We start from the raw sequence: 16171 nt of genomic DNA on the forward strand, positions 1-16171 counted from the left end.
CGCCTTCCCACGCCCGGCGATCGTGCCGCTCGGACAGTCGCGTCCTTTTCGTTTCTCACGGAAATCTTCAGGGATTCCATGAGAAACGAAAGAGCGCTCCTTGTATGAAATGGAGATCGATGATGACCGATGAATCCCCGGCCGCCGCTGAGCGCAGGCCCGCGCTGGTGGTGACCGCGATGACCGACCACGTCCTCCGGCTGGCGGCCACGTGGACCGCGTGGGACGGCGTTCCCCTGCACACCGACGACGGGCGGACCTACACCCCGCACAAGGCGATCCGCCGAGTCTCCGATCACCTGGTCGACCACCTCGCCGAGATGGAGGCCCGGCTGGCCGGGCACGATGCCATACCCGATCACTGGCACGCGTCGGCGACCACGACCCCCGCCGACCTCGCCCCCTTCACCGAGCAGGACCTGGATGAGGCCCGCAGCCGGATCACCCGCCTCGCCCAGATCTGGACCGACCGGCTGGACGCACTCACGCCCGAACAACTCGACCACTCGCCCGGCGACGGCTGGACCTTCCGCCGGCTCGCCCTTCACCTGGGCGGATCGACCTACTACGCCGACGCCGTTGGAGCTCTGGTCCCGGCGGTGGCCGCCCGCTGACCGTCAGACGGGGTGCGGCAGTCGCGCCGCGGCCCTGGCCACGTTGCCCGGCATGCGGCCGAAGATCAGGCCGTGCAAGGGGGAGATGCCCCGCCAGTAGAGGTGGCCGAGCAGGCCGTGCGGGTGGAAGATCGCCCGCTGGTGGTAGACCGTCCGTCCGTCCTCCTCGTGGCAGGCGAGCTCCAGCCAGGCCAGGCCGGGCAGCCGCATCTCGGCGCGCAGCCGGAGCAGCGTCCCGGGGATGATCTCCTCCACCCGCCAGAAGTCGACCGCGTCCCCGACGCGCAGCCTGTGGGCGTCGCGGCGGCCCCGGCGCAGGCCGACCCCGCCCATGAGGCGGTCCAGCAGCCCGCGGATCCGCCAGGCGACGGGCAGGGAGTACCACCCGTTGTCGCCGCCGACACCCTCGATGACCTGCCACAGCGCGCCAGGGGAGGCGTCGACGACCTTGCTGCGCTCATCGACGTAGAGGCTGCCGCCCGCCCAGTCGGGGTCCGTCGGAAGCGGGTCGCTCGGCGCGCCCGGCGTCGAGGCCGACGACCAGCGGGTGGAGACGTCGGCCTCCTTGATCCGCCGGAGGGCCAGATCCACGGCCTGACGGAATCCGATCAGCCCTTCAGGCAGGTCGGGGACGTATCGGGTGATGTCGTGCTCGTGGCAGATCGCCTCGTTGCGGAGCGACTCCACGAGCGGCCGGGCGACTCCGGCGGGCACCGGAGTGACCAGCCCGACCCAGTAGCTCGACAACCGCGGGGTGAGCACCGGGACGGGAATGATCACTCGGGGAGGCAGGCCGGCGACGTCGGCGTATCCCTGCATCATGTCCGCGTAGGACAGGACGTCGGGGCCGCCGATGTCGAAGGCCCGGCTCACCTGGGCAGGCAGTGCCGCGCCGGCCACCAGGTAGCGCAGCACGTCCCTGATCGCGATCGGCTGCGTCAGCGTGCGCACCCAGCGGGGCGTGGTCATGATCGGCAGTCGCTCGGTGAGGTGGCGCAACATCTCGAACGACACCGACCCCGAGCCGATGATCACCGCGGCGCGGAACGCGATGGTCGGGACGCCCGAGGCGAGCAGGATCCGCTCGACCTCTCCTCGTGAGCGCATGTGGGGCGACGGCCTGGTGGCCGTGGTGAGGCCGCCGAGGTAGACGATCCGCCGGACGCCCGCCGCCTCTGCCGCGGCGGCGAAGACCTCGGCCGCCCGCCGGTCCCTCCTGGCGAAGTCGCGTCCCGATCCCATCGTGTGGATGAGGTAGTAGGCGACCTCGACGCCGTCGAGTGCGGCGCGGGTCTGCCGGGGCATCAGCGCGTCCGCCTCGCGGACCTCCACCCGGTCGCGCCAGGTCTGGTCGCGCAGCCTGCCGGCGGCCCTGGCCATGCACCGCACCTCATAACCGGCGTCCAGTAGTTGCGGCACGAGCCTTCCGCCGATGTAGCCCGTGGCCCCCGTCACCAGACACCGGGTCATCGCCCCCACCCCCGAAGGGATGCATACCCGGTCAGAACAGGACTCTTCGCCGCAACGGGCATGCGCCGGTATGGGACCCGGTTCCGCGCATTTTCGCGAAAAGCGCTTTGCGTCAATCGCGGTCGCCCGAGGGTGACCGTGCGGCGGCGCGGATCGAGGGGTGTCCGCCGGTCGGAGTTCTCGGCTCGGCCGGCCCGGGATCCCTCTGGTTCAGGCGCCGGAAGGAGCGCCCGGAATGGCCGCGCCGTACGGCATGCCCGACGCCACGTACTCGTCGTAGAGGGGCCGCCACGGCTCGGCCGCCTCACTGTGCGGCCCGTCCACGGGTGCGCCGGACAGGTGCTTGCCGAGTTCGGCGAGGCAGACCGACCATCCGGCGGCGTTGCGCGCGGCGGTGTCCCGTGCCTCGAGGACGTTGATCAAGGTGAGCCGGCAGTGGTGCGCGTCGACCGGTTCGAGGTCGAAGCGCAGTTCGTCGCCGCCCCACGAGAAGGCCAGGCGCAGGGGCGGCTCGAACGCCAGGATCGTACCGGCCGTCGGCTCGGTGTTCGGATCGTCGGAGAAAGTGATCTTTCCTCCGGTGTGCGGCTCCAGTTCGACCCTGGAGGGGAACCAGTGGGCCAGTCCCTCCGGGGTCGCGACGGCCTGCCAGATCCGCTCGACCGGGTGCGCGTAGGTGCGCTCGAAGCGCACGGCGGGGCGGCCTTCGTGCTGGATGAACGTTCCGCGGTCCATCAGGGCTCCTTGGTGGTGTCGAGGTGATGTCCGAGGGCGTCGAGCCGGTCGTTCCACAACCGCCGGTACGGCGCGAGCCACGCGTCGAGCGCGGCGAGCGGAGCCGGGTCGATGGCGTAGACGCGACGTTGCGCGTCCTTGTGGACGCGCACGAAGCCCGAGTCACGCAGCACCCGCAGGTGCTTGGACGTGGTCGGCTGGGTCAGGTCGAGCTCATCGACCAGTTCGCCCACCGTGCGGGGACGCTCGCGCAGCAGATCGAGCATCGCGCGGCGGTTGGGGTCGATCAGCACGGACCAGATCGCGTCGGACACTCCCTTAACATGCCACAGCCGGAATATGCCTGGCAAGGCATATTCTTTTTTCAGGCGGCCTTCCGCGTGATCCTGTGCTCCCCGGCGTAGACGTTCATGGAGGTGCCGCGGACGAAGCCCAGCAACGTCAGCCCCCGCTCCGCGGCGAGCTCGACGGCCAGCGACGAGGGAGCGGAGACGGCGGCGAGCGCCGGGATGCCGCCCATGACCGCCTTCTGCACCAGCTCGAACGAGGCGCGCCCCGACACCATCAGCACCGTGGAGGCCAGCGGGAGCCGGCCTCCGCGCAGCGCCCATCCCAGCAGTTTGTCGACGGCGTTGTGCCGCCCGACGTCCTCGCGCACGCACAACATCTCGCCCGAGGACGTGAACAGCCCCGCCGCGTGCAGACCGCCGGTCCGGTCGAACACCCGCTGGGCGGATCTGAGCCGGTCGGGCAGGGTCGAGATCAGCGCGGGCTCCAGCCGCACGGGATCGCCGGCGACCTCCCACCGGGCCACGGTGTTGACCGCTTCGAGCGAGGCCTTGCCGCACACCCCGCAGGAGGAGGTGGTGTAGAAATTGCGCTCCAGGGAGATGGCCGGGGGTGCGACGCCGGGCGAGAGCCGTACATCGAGGACGTTGTAGGTGTTCTCGCCGTCCACCGTCGCCCCGGCGCAGTAGCGGATGGTGTCGACGTCCTCCGCGGAGCCGATGACCCCCTCGCTCACGAGGAATCCCGCGGCGAGGTCGAAGTCGTCGCCGGGAGTCCGCATCGTGATGGTGAGCGGACTCCCGTTCAGCCGGATCTCCAGCGGTTCCTCGGCCGCCAGCGCGTCGATCTTGCGCGTGGCGGCCGAGTCGCGCAGCCGCAGGATGCGGCGCTGGACGGTGACCCTACCCATGGCGCGAGACGCTCCGGACGGGGAGCCCGAGTCGGCGTCCCGCGCGTTCCTTCATGTGCCGTCCCTTCTCGGTCCTGTATGCGGTCTACGGCATTCCCGCTGATGCGACCGGAACAAGGCTCTGCCTCACCTGCTCGTCGAGCAGGTCGGTCACCGAGTGGATGGCCCGCAGGGTGGGGACCGAAGCGCCGGTGAGGTCGGCCAGTTCCACGACGGCGGCGAGGATCACGTCCAGCTCCAGTGGTTTCCCCTTCTCCAGATCCTGGAGCGTGGAGGTCTTGTGCTCACCCGCCTTCTCCGCGCCGGCGAGGCGGCGCTCGATCGAGATGTGCGGGTCGCAGCCGACGCGTCTGGCCACGTCGACGGTCTCGCGCATCATCGCGACGACGAGGTCGCGCGTCCCCTGGTGCCGGCAGATCCCGGCCATGGTGGCCCTGGTCAGGGCGCTGATCGGGTTGAAGGCGATGTTGCCCATCAGCTTCACCCAGATGTCGCGCCGCAGGTCGGACTCGACGGGGCACTTGAGCCCGCCGGCGACCATGGCCTCGCTGAGCGACAGGCACCGGGAGGACAACTCCCCGCTCGGCTCGCCGATGGAGAAGCGGGTGCCCTCCAGATGCCGGATCACGCCCGGCTCCTCGATCTCGGTGGCGGCGTAGACGACGCACCCGATGGCCCGCTCCAGGGGGAGCGCGGCCGTCACGCTGCCGCCCGGGTCCACGCTCTCGATGCGGTAGCCCTCGTAGGGGCCGGGAAGCCGGTGGAAGTACCACCAGGGGATGCCGTTCTGCGCCGCGACGATGCCCGTCTCCTCGTGGAGCAGCGGGCGGATCATGTGATCGGACGAGGCGTAGGAGTTGGCCTTGAGGCCGAGGAAGACGAAGTCGACCGGGCCGACCTCACTCGGATCGTCGGTCGTGTGCGGGTGGGCGGTGAAGTCCCCTCGGGGGCTCAGCACGCGGACGCCTGACTCCCGCATGGCCGCAAGGTGGGCCCCGCGGGCGATGAGATGCACCTCGACGCCGGCGGTATGCAGGGCGGCCCCCACATACGCACCGATGGCGCCGGCGCCAAGAACAGCGACCTTCACAGTTGCTCCGTTCTCGCGTCGACTGTGCATTCGGTATACAGTATGGCAAAATTGAGGTCAAGGAGCCGCTGATGACCGTCACCGACAGGGTTCGGTTAAGGGGATCGACCGCGGTCGTGGCGGATCCGCCGAGACGGGGCCGGCCCGGGGGCGCGGTCCCGTGGGACACCGCGCGGCGGATCGCGGCCCAGGCGGTGCGCCCGCTTCCCCCTTCCGACCTGCCCCTTCCGCGGACCGCCGGGTGCCGTCTGGCGGAGCCGTTGCGCGCCCTGGTCGACCTGCCCCGTGACGAGGTGTCCGCGATGGACGGCTACGCGGTGGCGGGCCCCCCGCCCTGGGGGGTCGTCGGCCGGGTGCTGGCGGGACGGGCCCGGCACGAGGGCGTCCTGCTTCCGGGCACGGCCGTCGAGATCGCCACCGGCGCCCCCGTCCCCGAGGGCGCGGAGTCGGTGCTGCCGTACGAAGGGGCGGCCGTGCGGCGCGACCTGACCCTGATCGAGGTGTCGGGGGAGTCCCCGCCCGGCAGGCACATCCGCCGCCGCGGCGAGGAGTGCACCGAGGGCACCGCCGTCCTGGCCGCCGGGACGCCGGTGACGCCGGTGGTCCTCGGGCTCGCCGCCGCGCTCGGGCACGACACCCTGCGGGTCCGCCCGCGCCCCCATGTCACCGTGCTGGTCACGGGAGACGAGGTGGTGGGCTCCGGCCTGCCCGCGGAGGGGAGGGTCCGCGACGCGGTCGGGCCCTTCCTGCCGGGCCTGATCGGCTGGGCGGGAGGGACGGCGGGGGAGTCGAGGTGGGTGCCGGACGGCGAGGCCGCGCTGACCGCGGCCCTCGCCGCACACGGCGGGTTCGAGCACGTGACGGCCGTCTGCGGGGCGTCCTCCAAAGGCCGGGCGGATCACCTGCGGCCCGTGCTGGCGCGGCTCGGCGCCGACATCCTCGTGGACGGCGTGGCCGTACGGCCGGGCCATCCGCAGTTGCTCGCGCGCCTTCCAGGGGGCCGGCTCGTCGTGGGGCTGCCCGGCAATCCCTACGCCGCCCTGTCCGCGGCGCTCACCCTGCTCGTCCCGGCGATCCGCGGGCTGCTCGGCCTGCCGGAGGCCCGCGGCGAGCGCACCTCGCTGGCCGGGCCGGTGCCGGCGCACCCGTCGGACACCCGCCTGGTGGCGGTCCGCCGCTCGGCCCGGGGGGCGATCCCCGTCGGGCACGACCGTCCCGGGTCGTTGTGGGGCGCGGCGCTGGCCGACGCGCTGGCCGTGGTTCCGCCCAGGTGGGAGGGCGGTCAGGTCGAGTTGCTCGCCCTTCCCGGCTGAGACGTCCTCCGGTCCCCCGGGCGAAAGGGTCTGGACATCGCCCGGACACCGGAGTACACCTGCAACATACGGTATGCAGTATGGAGTTAACGAGAATCGCGACAGCGAGAGGACGAACACAGATGACAGCGGATGCCGTACCGGAAACGATCTCCGGCGGTCACCTGGTGGCCAAGGCGCTCAAGGCGGAGGGGATCGATGTGATCTTCACGCTGTGCGGCGGCCACATCATCGACATCTACGACGGTTGCATTGACGAGGGCATCGAGGTCGTCGACGTCCGGCACGAGCAGGTCGCCGCGCATGCCGCCGACGGCTACGCGCGCATCACCGGAAAGCCCGGCTGCGCCGTCGTGACCGCGGGCCCCGGCACCACCGACGCCGTGACCGGCGTGGCCAACGCCTTCAGGGCCGAGAGCCCGATGTTGCTCATCGGCGGTCAGGGGGCGCTCAGCCAGCACAAGATGGGCTCGCTGCAGGACCTCCCGCATGTGGACATGATGACGCCGATCACCAAGTTCGCCGCGACGGTGCCGTCGACGGAGCGGGTGGCCGACATCGTGTCGATGGCCTTCAGGGAGTGCTACAACGGCGCCCCCGGGCCGTCGTTCCTGGAGATCCCGCGCGACGTGCTCGACGCCAAGGTCCCGCTGGCCAAGGCGCGCATCCCGGAGGCGGGGCGCTACCGCGCCTCCACCCGCCAGGCCGGCGACCCGGCGGCGATCGAGCGCCTCGCCGACCTGATCGTCCACTCGGAGAAGCCGGCGATCCTGCTGGGCAGCCAGGTCTGGACCTGCCGGGCGACCAACGACGCCATCGACTTCGTCCGCGCGCTCAACGTCCCGGCGTACATGAACGGCTCGGGCCGCGGCACGCTGGCGCCCGGCGACCCGCACCACTTCCAGCTGTCCCGGCGCTACGCCTTCAGCGAGGCCGACCTCATCATCATCGTCGGCACGCCGTTCGACTTCCGCATGGGGTACGGCAAGCGCCTTTCCCCGAGCGCGAAGGTGGTCCAGATCGACCTGGACTACCGCACCGTCGGCAAGAACCGCGACATCGACCTCGGCATCGTCGGCGACGCCGGGCTCGTGCTGTCGGCGGCCGCCGCCGCGGCCACCGGCCGTGAGGACAACGGCAGCGCTCGCAGAAAGAAGTGGATCGAGGAACTGCGCGAGGTCGAGACCAAGGCGTTCGAGAAGCGACTGCCCCGGCAGTTGTCCGGCTCGCAGCCGATCGACCCCTACCGGCTCGTCCACGAGATCAACGAGTTCCTCACCGAGGACACGATCTACATCGGCGACGGGGGCGACATCGTCACCTTCTCCGGCCAGGTCGTCCAGCCCAAGTCGCCGGGCCACTGGATGGACCCGGGCCCGCTCGGCACCCTCGGCGTCGGCGTCGCCTTCGCGATGGCGGCGAAGTTCGCCCAGCGGGACAAGGAGGTGCTGTGCCTGTTCGGCGACGGCGCCTTCAGCCTGACCGGGTGGGACTTCGAGACGATGGTCCGCTTCGACCTGCCGTTCATCGGGGTCATCGGCAACAACTCCTCGATGAACCAGATCCGCTACGGCCAGGCCGCCAAGTACGGCGAGGCCCGGGGCCGCGTCGGCAACACCCTGGGCGACGTCAGGTACGACGAGTTCGCCCGGATGCTCGGCGGGTACGGCGAGGAGGTCCGCGACCCGGCCGGCATCCGCCCGGCGCTGGAGCGGGCCCGCGAGTCGGGCAAGCCCTCGCTGATCAACGTATGGGTCGACCCGGAGGTCTACGCCCCCGGGACCATGAACCAGACCATGTACAAGTAGGGGGCCTCGATGAGCAGCGCACTCGAAGGTGTCCGCGTCCTCGACATGACCCACGTCCAGTCCGGCCCCTCCTGCACCCAGCTCCTCGGCTGGCTCGGGGCCGACGTCGTCAAGCTCGAGTCGCCCACGGGCGACATCACCCGGCAGCAACTACGGGACGTCCCGGGCGTGGACAGCCTCTACTTCACCATGCTCAACTGCAACAAGAAGAGCATCACGCTCAACATGAAGAGCGAGCGGGGGAAAGAGATCTTCACGGAGCTCGTGCGCGACGCGGACATCCTCGTGGAGAACTTCGGTCCGGGTGCCGTCGACCGCATGGGCTTCACCTGGGAGCGGCTCCAGGAGCTCAATCCGCGGCTGATCTACGCCTCCATCAAGGGCTTCGGCCCCGGGCGGTACGCCGACTTCAAGGCCTACGAGGTGGTCGCCCAGGCGATGGGCGGCTCGATGAGCACCACCGGCTTCGAGGACGGCCCGCCGCTCGCGACGGGCGCCCAGATCGGCGACTCGGGCACCGGGATCCACACGGTGGCCGGCATCCTCGCCGCCCTCTACCAGCGCACCCAGACGGGCCGCGGCCAGCGGGTCCAGGTCGCGATGCAGCACGCCGTGCTGAACCTGTGCCGGGTCAAGCTGCGCGACCAGCAGCGCCTCGCCCACGGGGGGCTCGCCGAGTATCCCAACCGGACCTTCGGCGACGACGTCCCCCGCTCGGGCAACGCCTCAGGAGGCGGTCAGCCGGGATGGGCGGTCAAGTGCGCCCCCGGCGGGCCCAACGACTACATCTACGTGATCGTGCAGCCTCCCGGCTGGGCCCCCCTGGCCCGGATCATCGGCCGCCCCGAGCTCGCCGACGACCCCGAGTGGTCCACGCCCGCGGCCCGTCTGCCCAAGCTGGACAAGATGTTCCAGCTGATCGAGGAGTGGACGAGTCTGCACGGCAAGTGGGCGGTGCTCGACGCGCTGAACGCCGAGAACATCCCCTGCGGCCCGATCCTGTCGACCAAGGAGCTCATCGAGGACGACTCGCTGAGGGCCGAGGGCATCATCGTCGACGTCGATCATCCCGAGCGCGGCGTCTTCTCGACGGTGGGCAGCCCCCTGCACCTGTCGGACTCCCCGGTCGACGTGACCACCCCGCCGCTTCTCGGCGAGCACAACCAGGAGATCTACGCGAGCCTCGGCGTCACCGCCGAGGAGCTCGCCGAGCTGAAGTCGAACGGAGTCATCTGATGCCGAACGTCACCCCCGACCCCCAGGCGGTGCGCGAGGTTCTGGACAAGGCGAGGGCCGAGGGCCGTACCGGCCTGACCGCCCCGGAGGGCAAGCGGATCTGCGACGCGTACGGCATCACCACCCCCGGCGAGGGCCTCGCGACCTCCGCGGACGAGGCGGCGGCGCTCGCCGCCGAGATCGGCCTCCCCGTCGTGCTCAAGATCGTCTCCCCGGACATCCTGCACAAGACCGAGGCCGGCGGCGTGCTCGTCGGGCTCGCCACGCCCGAGGCGGTCCGCGAGGGCTACGCGCAGATCATGGCCGCCGCCGGCGCCTACAACGCCGACGCGGCGATCGACGGCGTCCAGGTGCAGCAGATGGTCGGCGGCGGCCACGAGGTGATCATCGGTGCGGTCACCGACCCCACTTTCGGCAAGGTCGTCGCCTTCGGCCTCGGCGGCGTGCTCGTCGAGGTCATCAAGGACGTGACCTTCCGTCTCGCCCCGCTCTCCGGGGATGAGGCCACCAGGATGCTCGACGACATCAAGGCGGCCGAGGTCCTGAAGGGCGCCCGCGGAGCCGCTCCCGCCGACCGGGCCGCGCTCGCGGCGATGATCGAGCGGGTCGGCGCCCTCGTCAGCGACTTCCCCGAGATCACCGAGGTGGACCTCAACCCCGTCTTCGCGACCGCCGAGGGCGCCATCGCCGCCGACGTGCGCATCCTGCTGGCCGCCGGGCCGGTCGTCGAGCCCGTACGGCTCCCGCGCGACCAGATCCTCGCCTCCATGAACCGGATCTTCAAGCCCCGGTCGGTGGCCGTGATCGGCGCGTCGGGGGAGACCGGGAAGATCGGCAACTCGGTCATGCGGAACCTCATCAACGGCGGCTACCAGGGCCACATCTACCCGATCAACCCGAAGGCGCCGGAGATCCTCGGCCTGCCCGCCTACCCCAGCATCGCCGACGTCCCCGGCGACGTCGACGTCGCCGTGTTCGCCATCCCGGCGAAGTTCGTGGCCGCCGCCCTGGAGGAGGCCGGCCGCAAGGGCGTCGCCGGGGCGATCATGATCCCCTCGGGCTTCGCCGAGACCGGCAACGTCGAGGGCCAGCAGGAGATCGTCGAGATCGCCCGCAGGCACGGCGTCCGCATGCTCGGGCCCAACATCTACGGCTACTACTACACGCCGGAGAACCTCTGCGCGACGTTCTGCACGCCGTACGACGTGAAGGGCAGCGTCGCCCTGACCTCGCAGAGCGGCGGCATCGGCATGGCCATCCTGGGCTTCAGCCGCACCACCAAGATGGGCGTCTCCGCGATCGTCGGCGTCGGCAACAAGGCGGACGTCGACGAGGACGACCTGCTCACCTTCTTCGAGCAGGACGACAACACCCGCTGTGTCGCCATGCACCTGGAGGACCTCAAGGACGGGCGCGGCTTCTTCGACGCCGTCCAGCGGGTGGTGAAGACCAAACCGGTGATCGTGCTGAAGGCCGGCCGCACCGCCATGGGGGCGAGAGCGGCCGGGTCGCACACGGGCGCGCTGGCCGGCGACGACAAGGTCTACGACGACATCCTCCGCCAGGCCGGCGTCGTCCGGGCGCCCGGGCTGAACGACATGCTCGAGTACGCCCGCTCGTTGCCGCTGATGCCCACTCCGCAGGGCGAGAACGTCGTCATCATCACCGGAGCCGGCGGCTCGGGCGTGCTGCTCTCCGACGCCTGCGTGGACAACGGCCTCACGCTCATGGAGATCCCCCCGGATCTCGACGAGGCCTTCCGCGCCTACATCCCCCCCTTCGGGGCGGCGGGAAACCCGATCGACATCACCGGAGGTGAGCCACCAAGCACCTACGAGAACACCGTGAGACTCGGCCTGTCCGATCCGCGGATCCACGCACTGGTCCTCGGCTACTGGCACACCATCGTGACCCCCCCAATGGTCTTCGCCGAGCTCATCGCCCGCGTGGTGGCGGACGAGCGCGCGAAGGGCAACACGAAGCCGGTGGTCGCGTCGCTCGCGGGCGACACGGAAGTAGAGGAGGCATGCGAGTACCTGTTCGACCACGGCGTGGTGGCTTATCCATACACGACCGAGAAGCCGGTGGCCGTGCTCGGCGCGAAATATCGCTGGGCCAGGGCCGCGGGACTGCTGAGCGGCTGAGCCGGCCGCTTTCGGGGCGAGTGAGGGGGCGTTCAAGGCTGCCCTAGAAGTGATCAACTCCCCAGGAGGATTTAGGTGGAGACATCCAAAACACCGGCGACGTCGGGAGCCGGCCAGACCGGCGTCTCGCCGGTGCAGGACGAACGAGTATGGAAAGCGGGCCGGCTCGAGCCGATGCCCATCCGGTCATTACCCGACGCGCCTCCCTCGGTGCACATCCTCGGCCCGACCGTGTTCCTGGTCGCGCTGGGCGTGGGCATGGGCGAGTCCTACATGTGGCCCCGGCTGGTTCTACTCTTCGGGCCCGAGATCCGTTGGCTCTTCCTCATCGGCGTCACCCTCCAGGCCGTGGTCATGCTGGAGATGGCCCGATACGCGATGGCCACGGGGGAGAGCATCTTCTTCGGCGCGGCCCGCGTCTTCAAGCCGCTCATGTGGTTCTTCTTCACGGTGGCGATCCTGGTCTACATCTGGCCGGGGCACCTGTCAGCGGGTGCCGCGGCCTTCGAGAAGATCACCGGAATACCCTGGGTGGTCACGGCCTGCGTCGGGCTCGTCCTGGTCGGCATCGTGTTCAGCCTGGCCAAGGTGATCTACAACCTGCTCGAGAACGTGTTGTCGATCCTCATCGGCGTGCTGGTCATCGGAACCGCGATCATCGCGGCGATGGTGGGCAGTTGGTCGGACCTGTCCAGCACGATCACCGGCATGTTCGCCTTCGGCTACATTCCGGATGAGGCGCTGTCCCCGACGTGGTTCCCCGTCATCGTCGGCTCGATCGCCTTCGCCGGTCCCTCGGGGATGCAGCAGATGTGGTACACCCTGCACCTGCGCGACTCCGGGGCCGGCATGGGCGCCCACATCCCGAAGATCCGCGGGTTGCGGCACGCCGGTGAAGAGGAGGCCATGCCCTCGCGTGGCTTCATGTTCGACACCGACAACCCCGAGGAGATGCGCAAGTGGAAGGGCTGGCGGCGCTGGGTCACCTTCGACGCCTTCCTGCTCTTCTGGGGCATCACGATGCTGGTGACGGTCTCGTTCACCGTGCTCGCCCAGGCGGCGTCACGGCAGAACTCGAACGTCAAGGAGCTGATCCTCGCCGGTGACAGGGAGGCGTCGCTCAACGCGATGTCCGACTCCTTCGCCTCCGCCGGCAGCTCGGTGCTCGGTGCGGTCTTCCTCGGCTTCATCGCGCTGATCGGTCTCAACGCCACGCTGGGCCTGTTCGACTCCTTCTCCCGGGGGCAGGCGGACATGAGCTACCACTTCGTGCCCGGCGCCAAGAAGTTCGGCATCTCCAAGCTCTACGCCGGCTTCCTGTGGGGCGTGATCGTCTTCGGCATCCTCATCCTGCTGTTCGGGCCCGCGGACGGCCCCGGAGCGATCCTCGACACGCTCGCGTTCCTGTCGACGTTCGCCATGGGCGCCTACTGCGTCACCCTCCTGCTGGTGAACAACCGGATGTTGCCCAAACCGATCCGGCCCAAGCTGTACACGAACCTGATCATCGGGTTCGGCGCGGTGTTCTACCTCGGGATGTTGTTCTACAGCCTCTTCAAGTACGGCGTGGTGCTCGACTGATGGATCGCGCCCGATCACAAGCAGAGGTCGCCCTGCCCGGACTGCTCATCGGGCTCGTCGCGGGCGCCATGGCCGGCGGGCTGACCCTGGTCGCGGGAAACTCCGCGACCTGGGCGCTGGTCTCCGCGCTGTCACTGGCCGTTCCTCTCGGCCTGCTCGGAGCGGGGTACGGCATGCTGCTCGGCCGGAACCTGTTCCAGCCCGGCGTGTTCGCCCCGGCCGGGGTCTACTGGCTGGTCGGCTTCCCACTCGGCCGGCTCGTCCAGGAGACGGTTACGAGCCAGGTCGTCTTCGGCCGGGTCGCGCTGTCGGACGACCTGCCGGCCTTCCTGGCCTTCCAGGCGGTCGTCAGCCTCGGCTTCGCGATCGGCTTCGTCTGGCTGCACGAGCGCCTGGCGCCGTACTGGCTCATGCGTGTCGCGGATCGCAATCCGATGGCGCACGAGCTGCTCGGCCGCTACGTCGCTCACGCTGAGACCCTCTGGCGGGCGCGGGAGCAGAGGCGGGCGTTCAGGCGCCGTGAGAAAGGAGCACGATGAACCTGCCCGTGTGGGTGTGGCTGGTCACGGTCGGCGGCTTCCTGTCCATGTTCGCCATCGACTTCTACCTCATCTCACGCAATCCGCGGCAGCCGTCGTTCCGTGAGTGTGTCTGGTGGGTGTCCTTCTACGTCCTGCTCGCGGTGATCTTCGGCCTGGGCATGGTGTTCGTCGCCGGCCCGACACACGGCGGCGAGTTCTTCGCCGGCTGGATCACGGAGTACTCCCTCAGCGTCGACAACCTGTTCGTCTTCCTGATCATCATGAGCCGCTTCTCCGTACCCCACAGGTATCGGCAGAAGGTGCTCATGACGGGAATCGTGCTGGCACTCGGCATGAGGGGCGCCTTCATCGCGGTGGGCGCGGAGGCGATCACACGGTTCGACTGGCTCTTCTACATCTTCGGAGCCTTCCTCGCCTACACCGCGTACAAGCTGATCACTGAGAAGGAAGAGGAGGCCGACTTCTCGGAGAACCTCGCCCTCCGCACGGTCAAGCGGCTCGTGCCGTCCACCGACACCTACCACGGTGCCGCGATGACGACGCGGATCGACGGGCGCAGGCTCGTCACCCCGATGCTGATCGTGATGGTGGCGATCGGGACCTCCGATCTCCTGTTCGCCCTGGACTCCATCCCGGCCATCTTCGGCCTGACGAAGGAGCCCTACATCGTGTTCACGGCCAACGTCTTCGCCCTGATGGGCCTGCGCCAGCTGTTCTTCCTCGTGGGAGGACTGCTGGAGCGTCTGGTCTACCTCAACAAGGGCCTGGCGGTGGTCCTCGCCTTCATCGGCGTGAAACTCGTGATGGAGGCCCTCCACCACGACGGCGTCTCCTGGGCGCCCGAGGTGCCCATCGTGGCGTCCCTCGGCGTCATCATCGGCACGCTGGCCCTCACCACGGTCGCCAGCCTGCTGAAGTCGCGCATCGATCGCAGGAAGGACGTCGACGTGGAACGGGATCAGGTGTCCGTGGACACCTGATCGACGCAACCGCGGCCATGGGCGGGAGGCCTCCACTCCGGAGCCTCCTGCCCATTGGTCATGGGGAGACGTCGATCCTGTGGTCGCCGGCCCAGTCCTCGAGGTAGCGCTCCACGCCGTCGGCCGAGCCGTGCTTGCGCATGGCGGCCGCAAGCCCGACGCCGATCATCCGGCCGTCCGCCGGATGTCCCGCCGGCTCTTGGAGGAGTGCGCGGAATCTGTCCAGAAGCGTTTTCATCGAATTCTTCCTTCCTTGATCTCTCCGTGCCCGGTCTGATGTCCGAGACGTGTTCCCACTCTCGATCCCTGCGGCTCAGGCCTGGTCGAACGCTCTGCGTCCGCGGCCGCCGGGGCTTCGGCGGGCCACAATTTCGGTGCCATTGAAATTCTCTACCCGAGGTGTTTCAACCAAACGGAGCCTTCGTGAATTCCATGTCAATTCCGAGAATCCGATACGCCATCCCAGGAGGCAGATCTGGGATGCCAATTCTGCGGGCACGCCTGGGTCGTCCGCCGGGCGGAGCCGGCCACGAAAGCGGGGGCCTTATTCGCCTGTTCGCCCGCGGCGCGCATCAATGACCCGCCTGACGTGTTTCCGGGGAAACGCGTCAGGTATGAATGTCTTTCAGTAAGCCCTTTTCCGGTCTTTCACTTGGGAGAACGCGGCCGGCGGCGCCGCGTGGGCTCCGGCGCCGACTCGATCGGCTCGGCCTCGCGCTGCTCCAGGTAGGAGTCGCGCGTGTGCTCGGTGTGCTTGCGCATGATCTCGGCCGCGCGGTCCTCGTCGGCCGCGGCGATGGCGTCGACCAACTCGGCGTGCTCGCTCCAGGAGTCCCTGCCCCGCTTGCGCGCCACAGGCGTGTGGTACCACCGGACCCGCCGGGACACCAGGGAGGCCAGCTCAGCCAGCACCTTGTTGCCGGAGAGCTCGGTGATCGCGGCGTGCAACTCGGAGTTGATCGCGACCGACGTGTCGACGTCGTCGGCGTCCACCGCGGCGAGACCGCGGACGCACAGCGCACGAAGGCGCTGGACGCCGTCGGGGGTCGAATGACGGGCGGCCAGCTTGGCCGACTCGGTCTCCAGCAGCGTGCGCACGGCGAGGAGCTGATCCGCCTCCTCCACGGTCGGCGCGTGGACGAACGCGCCGTGACCGGGGTGGAGATCGACCCAGCCCTCTCCGCTGAGCAGCTGCAGGGCCTCTCTGATCGGCTGCCGGGAAACGCCGAGAAGGCCGGCGAGTTCGCTTTCCGCCAGGTGTTGCCCGGGCTTGAGATGGCCGGTGAGGATGAGTTCGAGGAGCGCCTCGAATACGCTCTCCCGCAGCGGTACGGGCCGCGCGATCTTGGGAGCGGCTCCCTGGTTCGCCAATTCCGTCCGCAACATGTCCATCACTCCAGAATGACGCGACAGGAGTGGCCGAATGCCATATATATCCCGTCACTGTTTCTCGTAGACCG

General features: G+C 69.4%; 15 protein-coding genes. 8 read left to right on the plus strand and 7 right to left on the minus strand.

What is annotated here, in order from left to right; genetic code table 11:
- The first annotated feature begins 122 nt into the window (after window positions 1–122).
- Complete coding sequence (locus Pmi06nite_RS24415; RefSeq protein WP_203955435.1) at window positions 123–614, plus strand: hypothetical protein; 492 nt, start codon at window positions 123–125, stop codon at window positions 612–614.
- 3 nt (window positions 615–617) lie between these two features.
- On the opposite strand, the gene Pmi06nite_RS24420 is transcribed toward Pmi06nite_RS24415, so the two are convergent.
- From Pmi06nite_RS24420 to Pmi06nite_RS24440, 5 genes are all read right to left on the minus strand, one after another.
- Window positions 618–2084 carry an SDR family oxidoreductase gene (locus Pmi06nite_RS24420; protein WP_203955436.1) on the minus strand — a complete coding sequence of 489 codons (1467 nt, stop codon included), beginning with the start codon at window positions 2082–2084 and terminating at the stop codon, window positions 618–620.
- A gap of 210 nt (window positions 2085–2294) precedes the next feature.
- Window positions 2295–2819 carry an SRPBCC family protein gene (locus Pmi06nite_RS24425; protein WP_203955437.1) on the minus strand — a complete coding sequence of 175 codons (525 nt, stop codon included), beginning with the start codon at window positions 2817–2819 and terminating at the stop codon, window positions 2295–2297.
- Entirely contained in the window at window positions 2819–3133 is a 315-nt protein-coding gene (locus Pmi06nite_RS24430; protein ID WP_275409599.1) for an ArsR/SmtB family transcription factor, read from the minus strand. The genes Pmi06nite_RS24425 and Pmi06nite_RS24430 overlap by 1 nt, the downstream gene beginning before the upstream one ends.
- Window positions 3134–3183: 50 nt before the next feature.
- The gene (gene fdhD / locus Pmi06nite_RS24435) at window positions 3184–4017 is read right to left on the minus strand and encodes a formate dehydrogenase accessory sulfurtransferase FdhD (RefSeq protein ID WP_203955438.1); all 834 of its coding nucleotides are present in this window, start codon (window positions 4015–4017) and stop codon (window positions 3184–3186) included.
- 85 nt (window positions 4018–4102) lie between these two features.
- Complete coding sequence (locus Pmi06nite_RS24440) at window positions 4103–5107, minus strand: 2-dehydropantoate 2-reductase (RefSeq protein WP_203955439.1); 1005 nt, start codon at window positions 5105–5107, stop codon at window positions 4103–4105.
- A 71-nt stretch (window positions 5108–5178) separates the two neighbouring features.
- Between Pmi06nite_RS24440 and Pmi06nite_RS24445 the strand changes: the two genes are divergently transcribed.
- From Pmi06nite_RS24445 to Pmi06nite_RS24475, 7 genes are all read left to right on the plus strand, one after another.
- Window positions 5179–6420: a molybdopterin molybdotransferase MoeA gene (locus Pmi06nite_RS24445; protein WP_203955440.1), complete on the plus strand. Its 1242-nt coding sequence runs from the start codon at window positions 5179–5181 to the stop codon at window positions 6418–6420.
- A 122-nt stretch (window positions 6421–6542) separates the two neighbouring features.
- Window positions 6543–8228, plus strand: a complete 1686-nt coding sequence (locus tag Pmi06nite_RS24450; RefSeq protein WP_203955441.1) for a thiamine pyrophosphate-binding protein — start codon at window positions 6543–6545, stop codon at window positions 8226–8228.
- A 9-nt stretch (window positions 8229–8237) separates the two neighbouring features.
- On the plus strand, window positions 8238–9464 hold the full coding sequence (frc, locus tag Pmi06nite_RS24455) for a formyl-CoA transferase (RefSeq protein WP_203955442.1): 1227 nt from the start codon (window positions 8238–8240) through the stop codon (window positions 9462–9464).
- On the plus strand, window positions 9464–11608 hold the full coding sequence (locus Pmi06nite_RS24460; RefSeq protein WP_203955443.1) for an acetate--CoA ligase family protein: 2145 nt from the start codon (window positions 9464–9466) through the stop codon (window positions 11606–11608). Before frc ends, Pmi06nite_RS24460 begins: the two co-directional genes overlap by 1 nt.
- Window positions 11609–11683: 75 nt before the next feature.
- The gene (locus tag Pmi06nite_RS24465) at window positions 11684–13189 is read left to right on the plus strand and encodes an Nramp family divalent metal transporter (protein ID WP_203955444.1); all 1506 of its coding nucleotides are present in this window, start codon (window positions 11684–11686) and stop codon (window positions 13187–13189) included.
- A complete protein-coding gene (locus Pmi06nite_RS24470; protein ID WP_203955445.1) occupies window positions 13189–13728 on the plus strand; it encodes a hypothetical protein in 540 nt (179 codons plus the stop codon). Before Pmi06nite_RS24465 ends, Pmi06nite_RS24470 begins: the two co-directional genes overlap by 1 nt.
- A complete protein-coding gene (locus Pmi06nite_RS24475) occupies window positions 13725–14711 on the plus strand; it encodes a TerC family protein (protein ID WP_203955446.1) in 987 nt (328 codons plus the stop codon). Before Pmi06nite_RS24470 ends, Pmi06nite_RS24475 begins: the two co-directional genes overlap by 4 nt.
- A gap of 58 nt (window positions 14712–14769) precedes the next feature.
- Here the strand turns inward: Pmi06nite_RS24475 and Pmi06nite_RS24480 are convergent, their stop codons facing one another.
- Together Pmi06nite_RS24480 and Pmi06nite_RS24485 are read right to left on the minus strand one after the other, a co-directional pair.
- On the minus strand, window positions 14770–14949 hold the full coding sequence (locus Pmi06nite_RS24480; RefSeq protein ID WP_203955447.1) for a hypothetical protein: 180 nt from the start codon (window positions 14947–14949) through the stop codon (window positions 14770–14772).
- Window positions 14950–15359: 410 nt separating this feature from the next.
- The gene (locus tag Pmi06nite_RS24485) at window positions 15360–16097 is read right to left on the minus strand and encodes a GntR family transcriptional regulator (RefSeq protein ID WP_203955448.1); all 738 of its coding nucleotides are present in this window, start codon (window positions 16095–16097) and stop codon (window positions 15360–15362) included.
- Window positions 16098–16171: the final 74 nt, after the last annotated feature.

Source organism: Planotetraspora mira (assembly GCF_016863275.1).
Classification (GTDB): domain Bacteria; phylum Actinomycetota; class Actinomycetes; order Streptosporangiales; family Streptosporangiaceae; genus Planotetraspora; species Planotetraspora mira.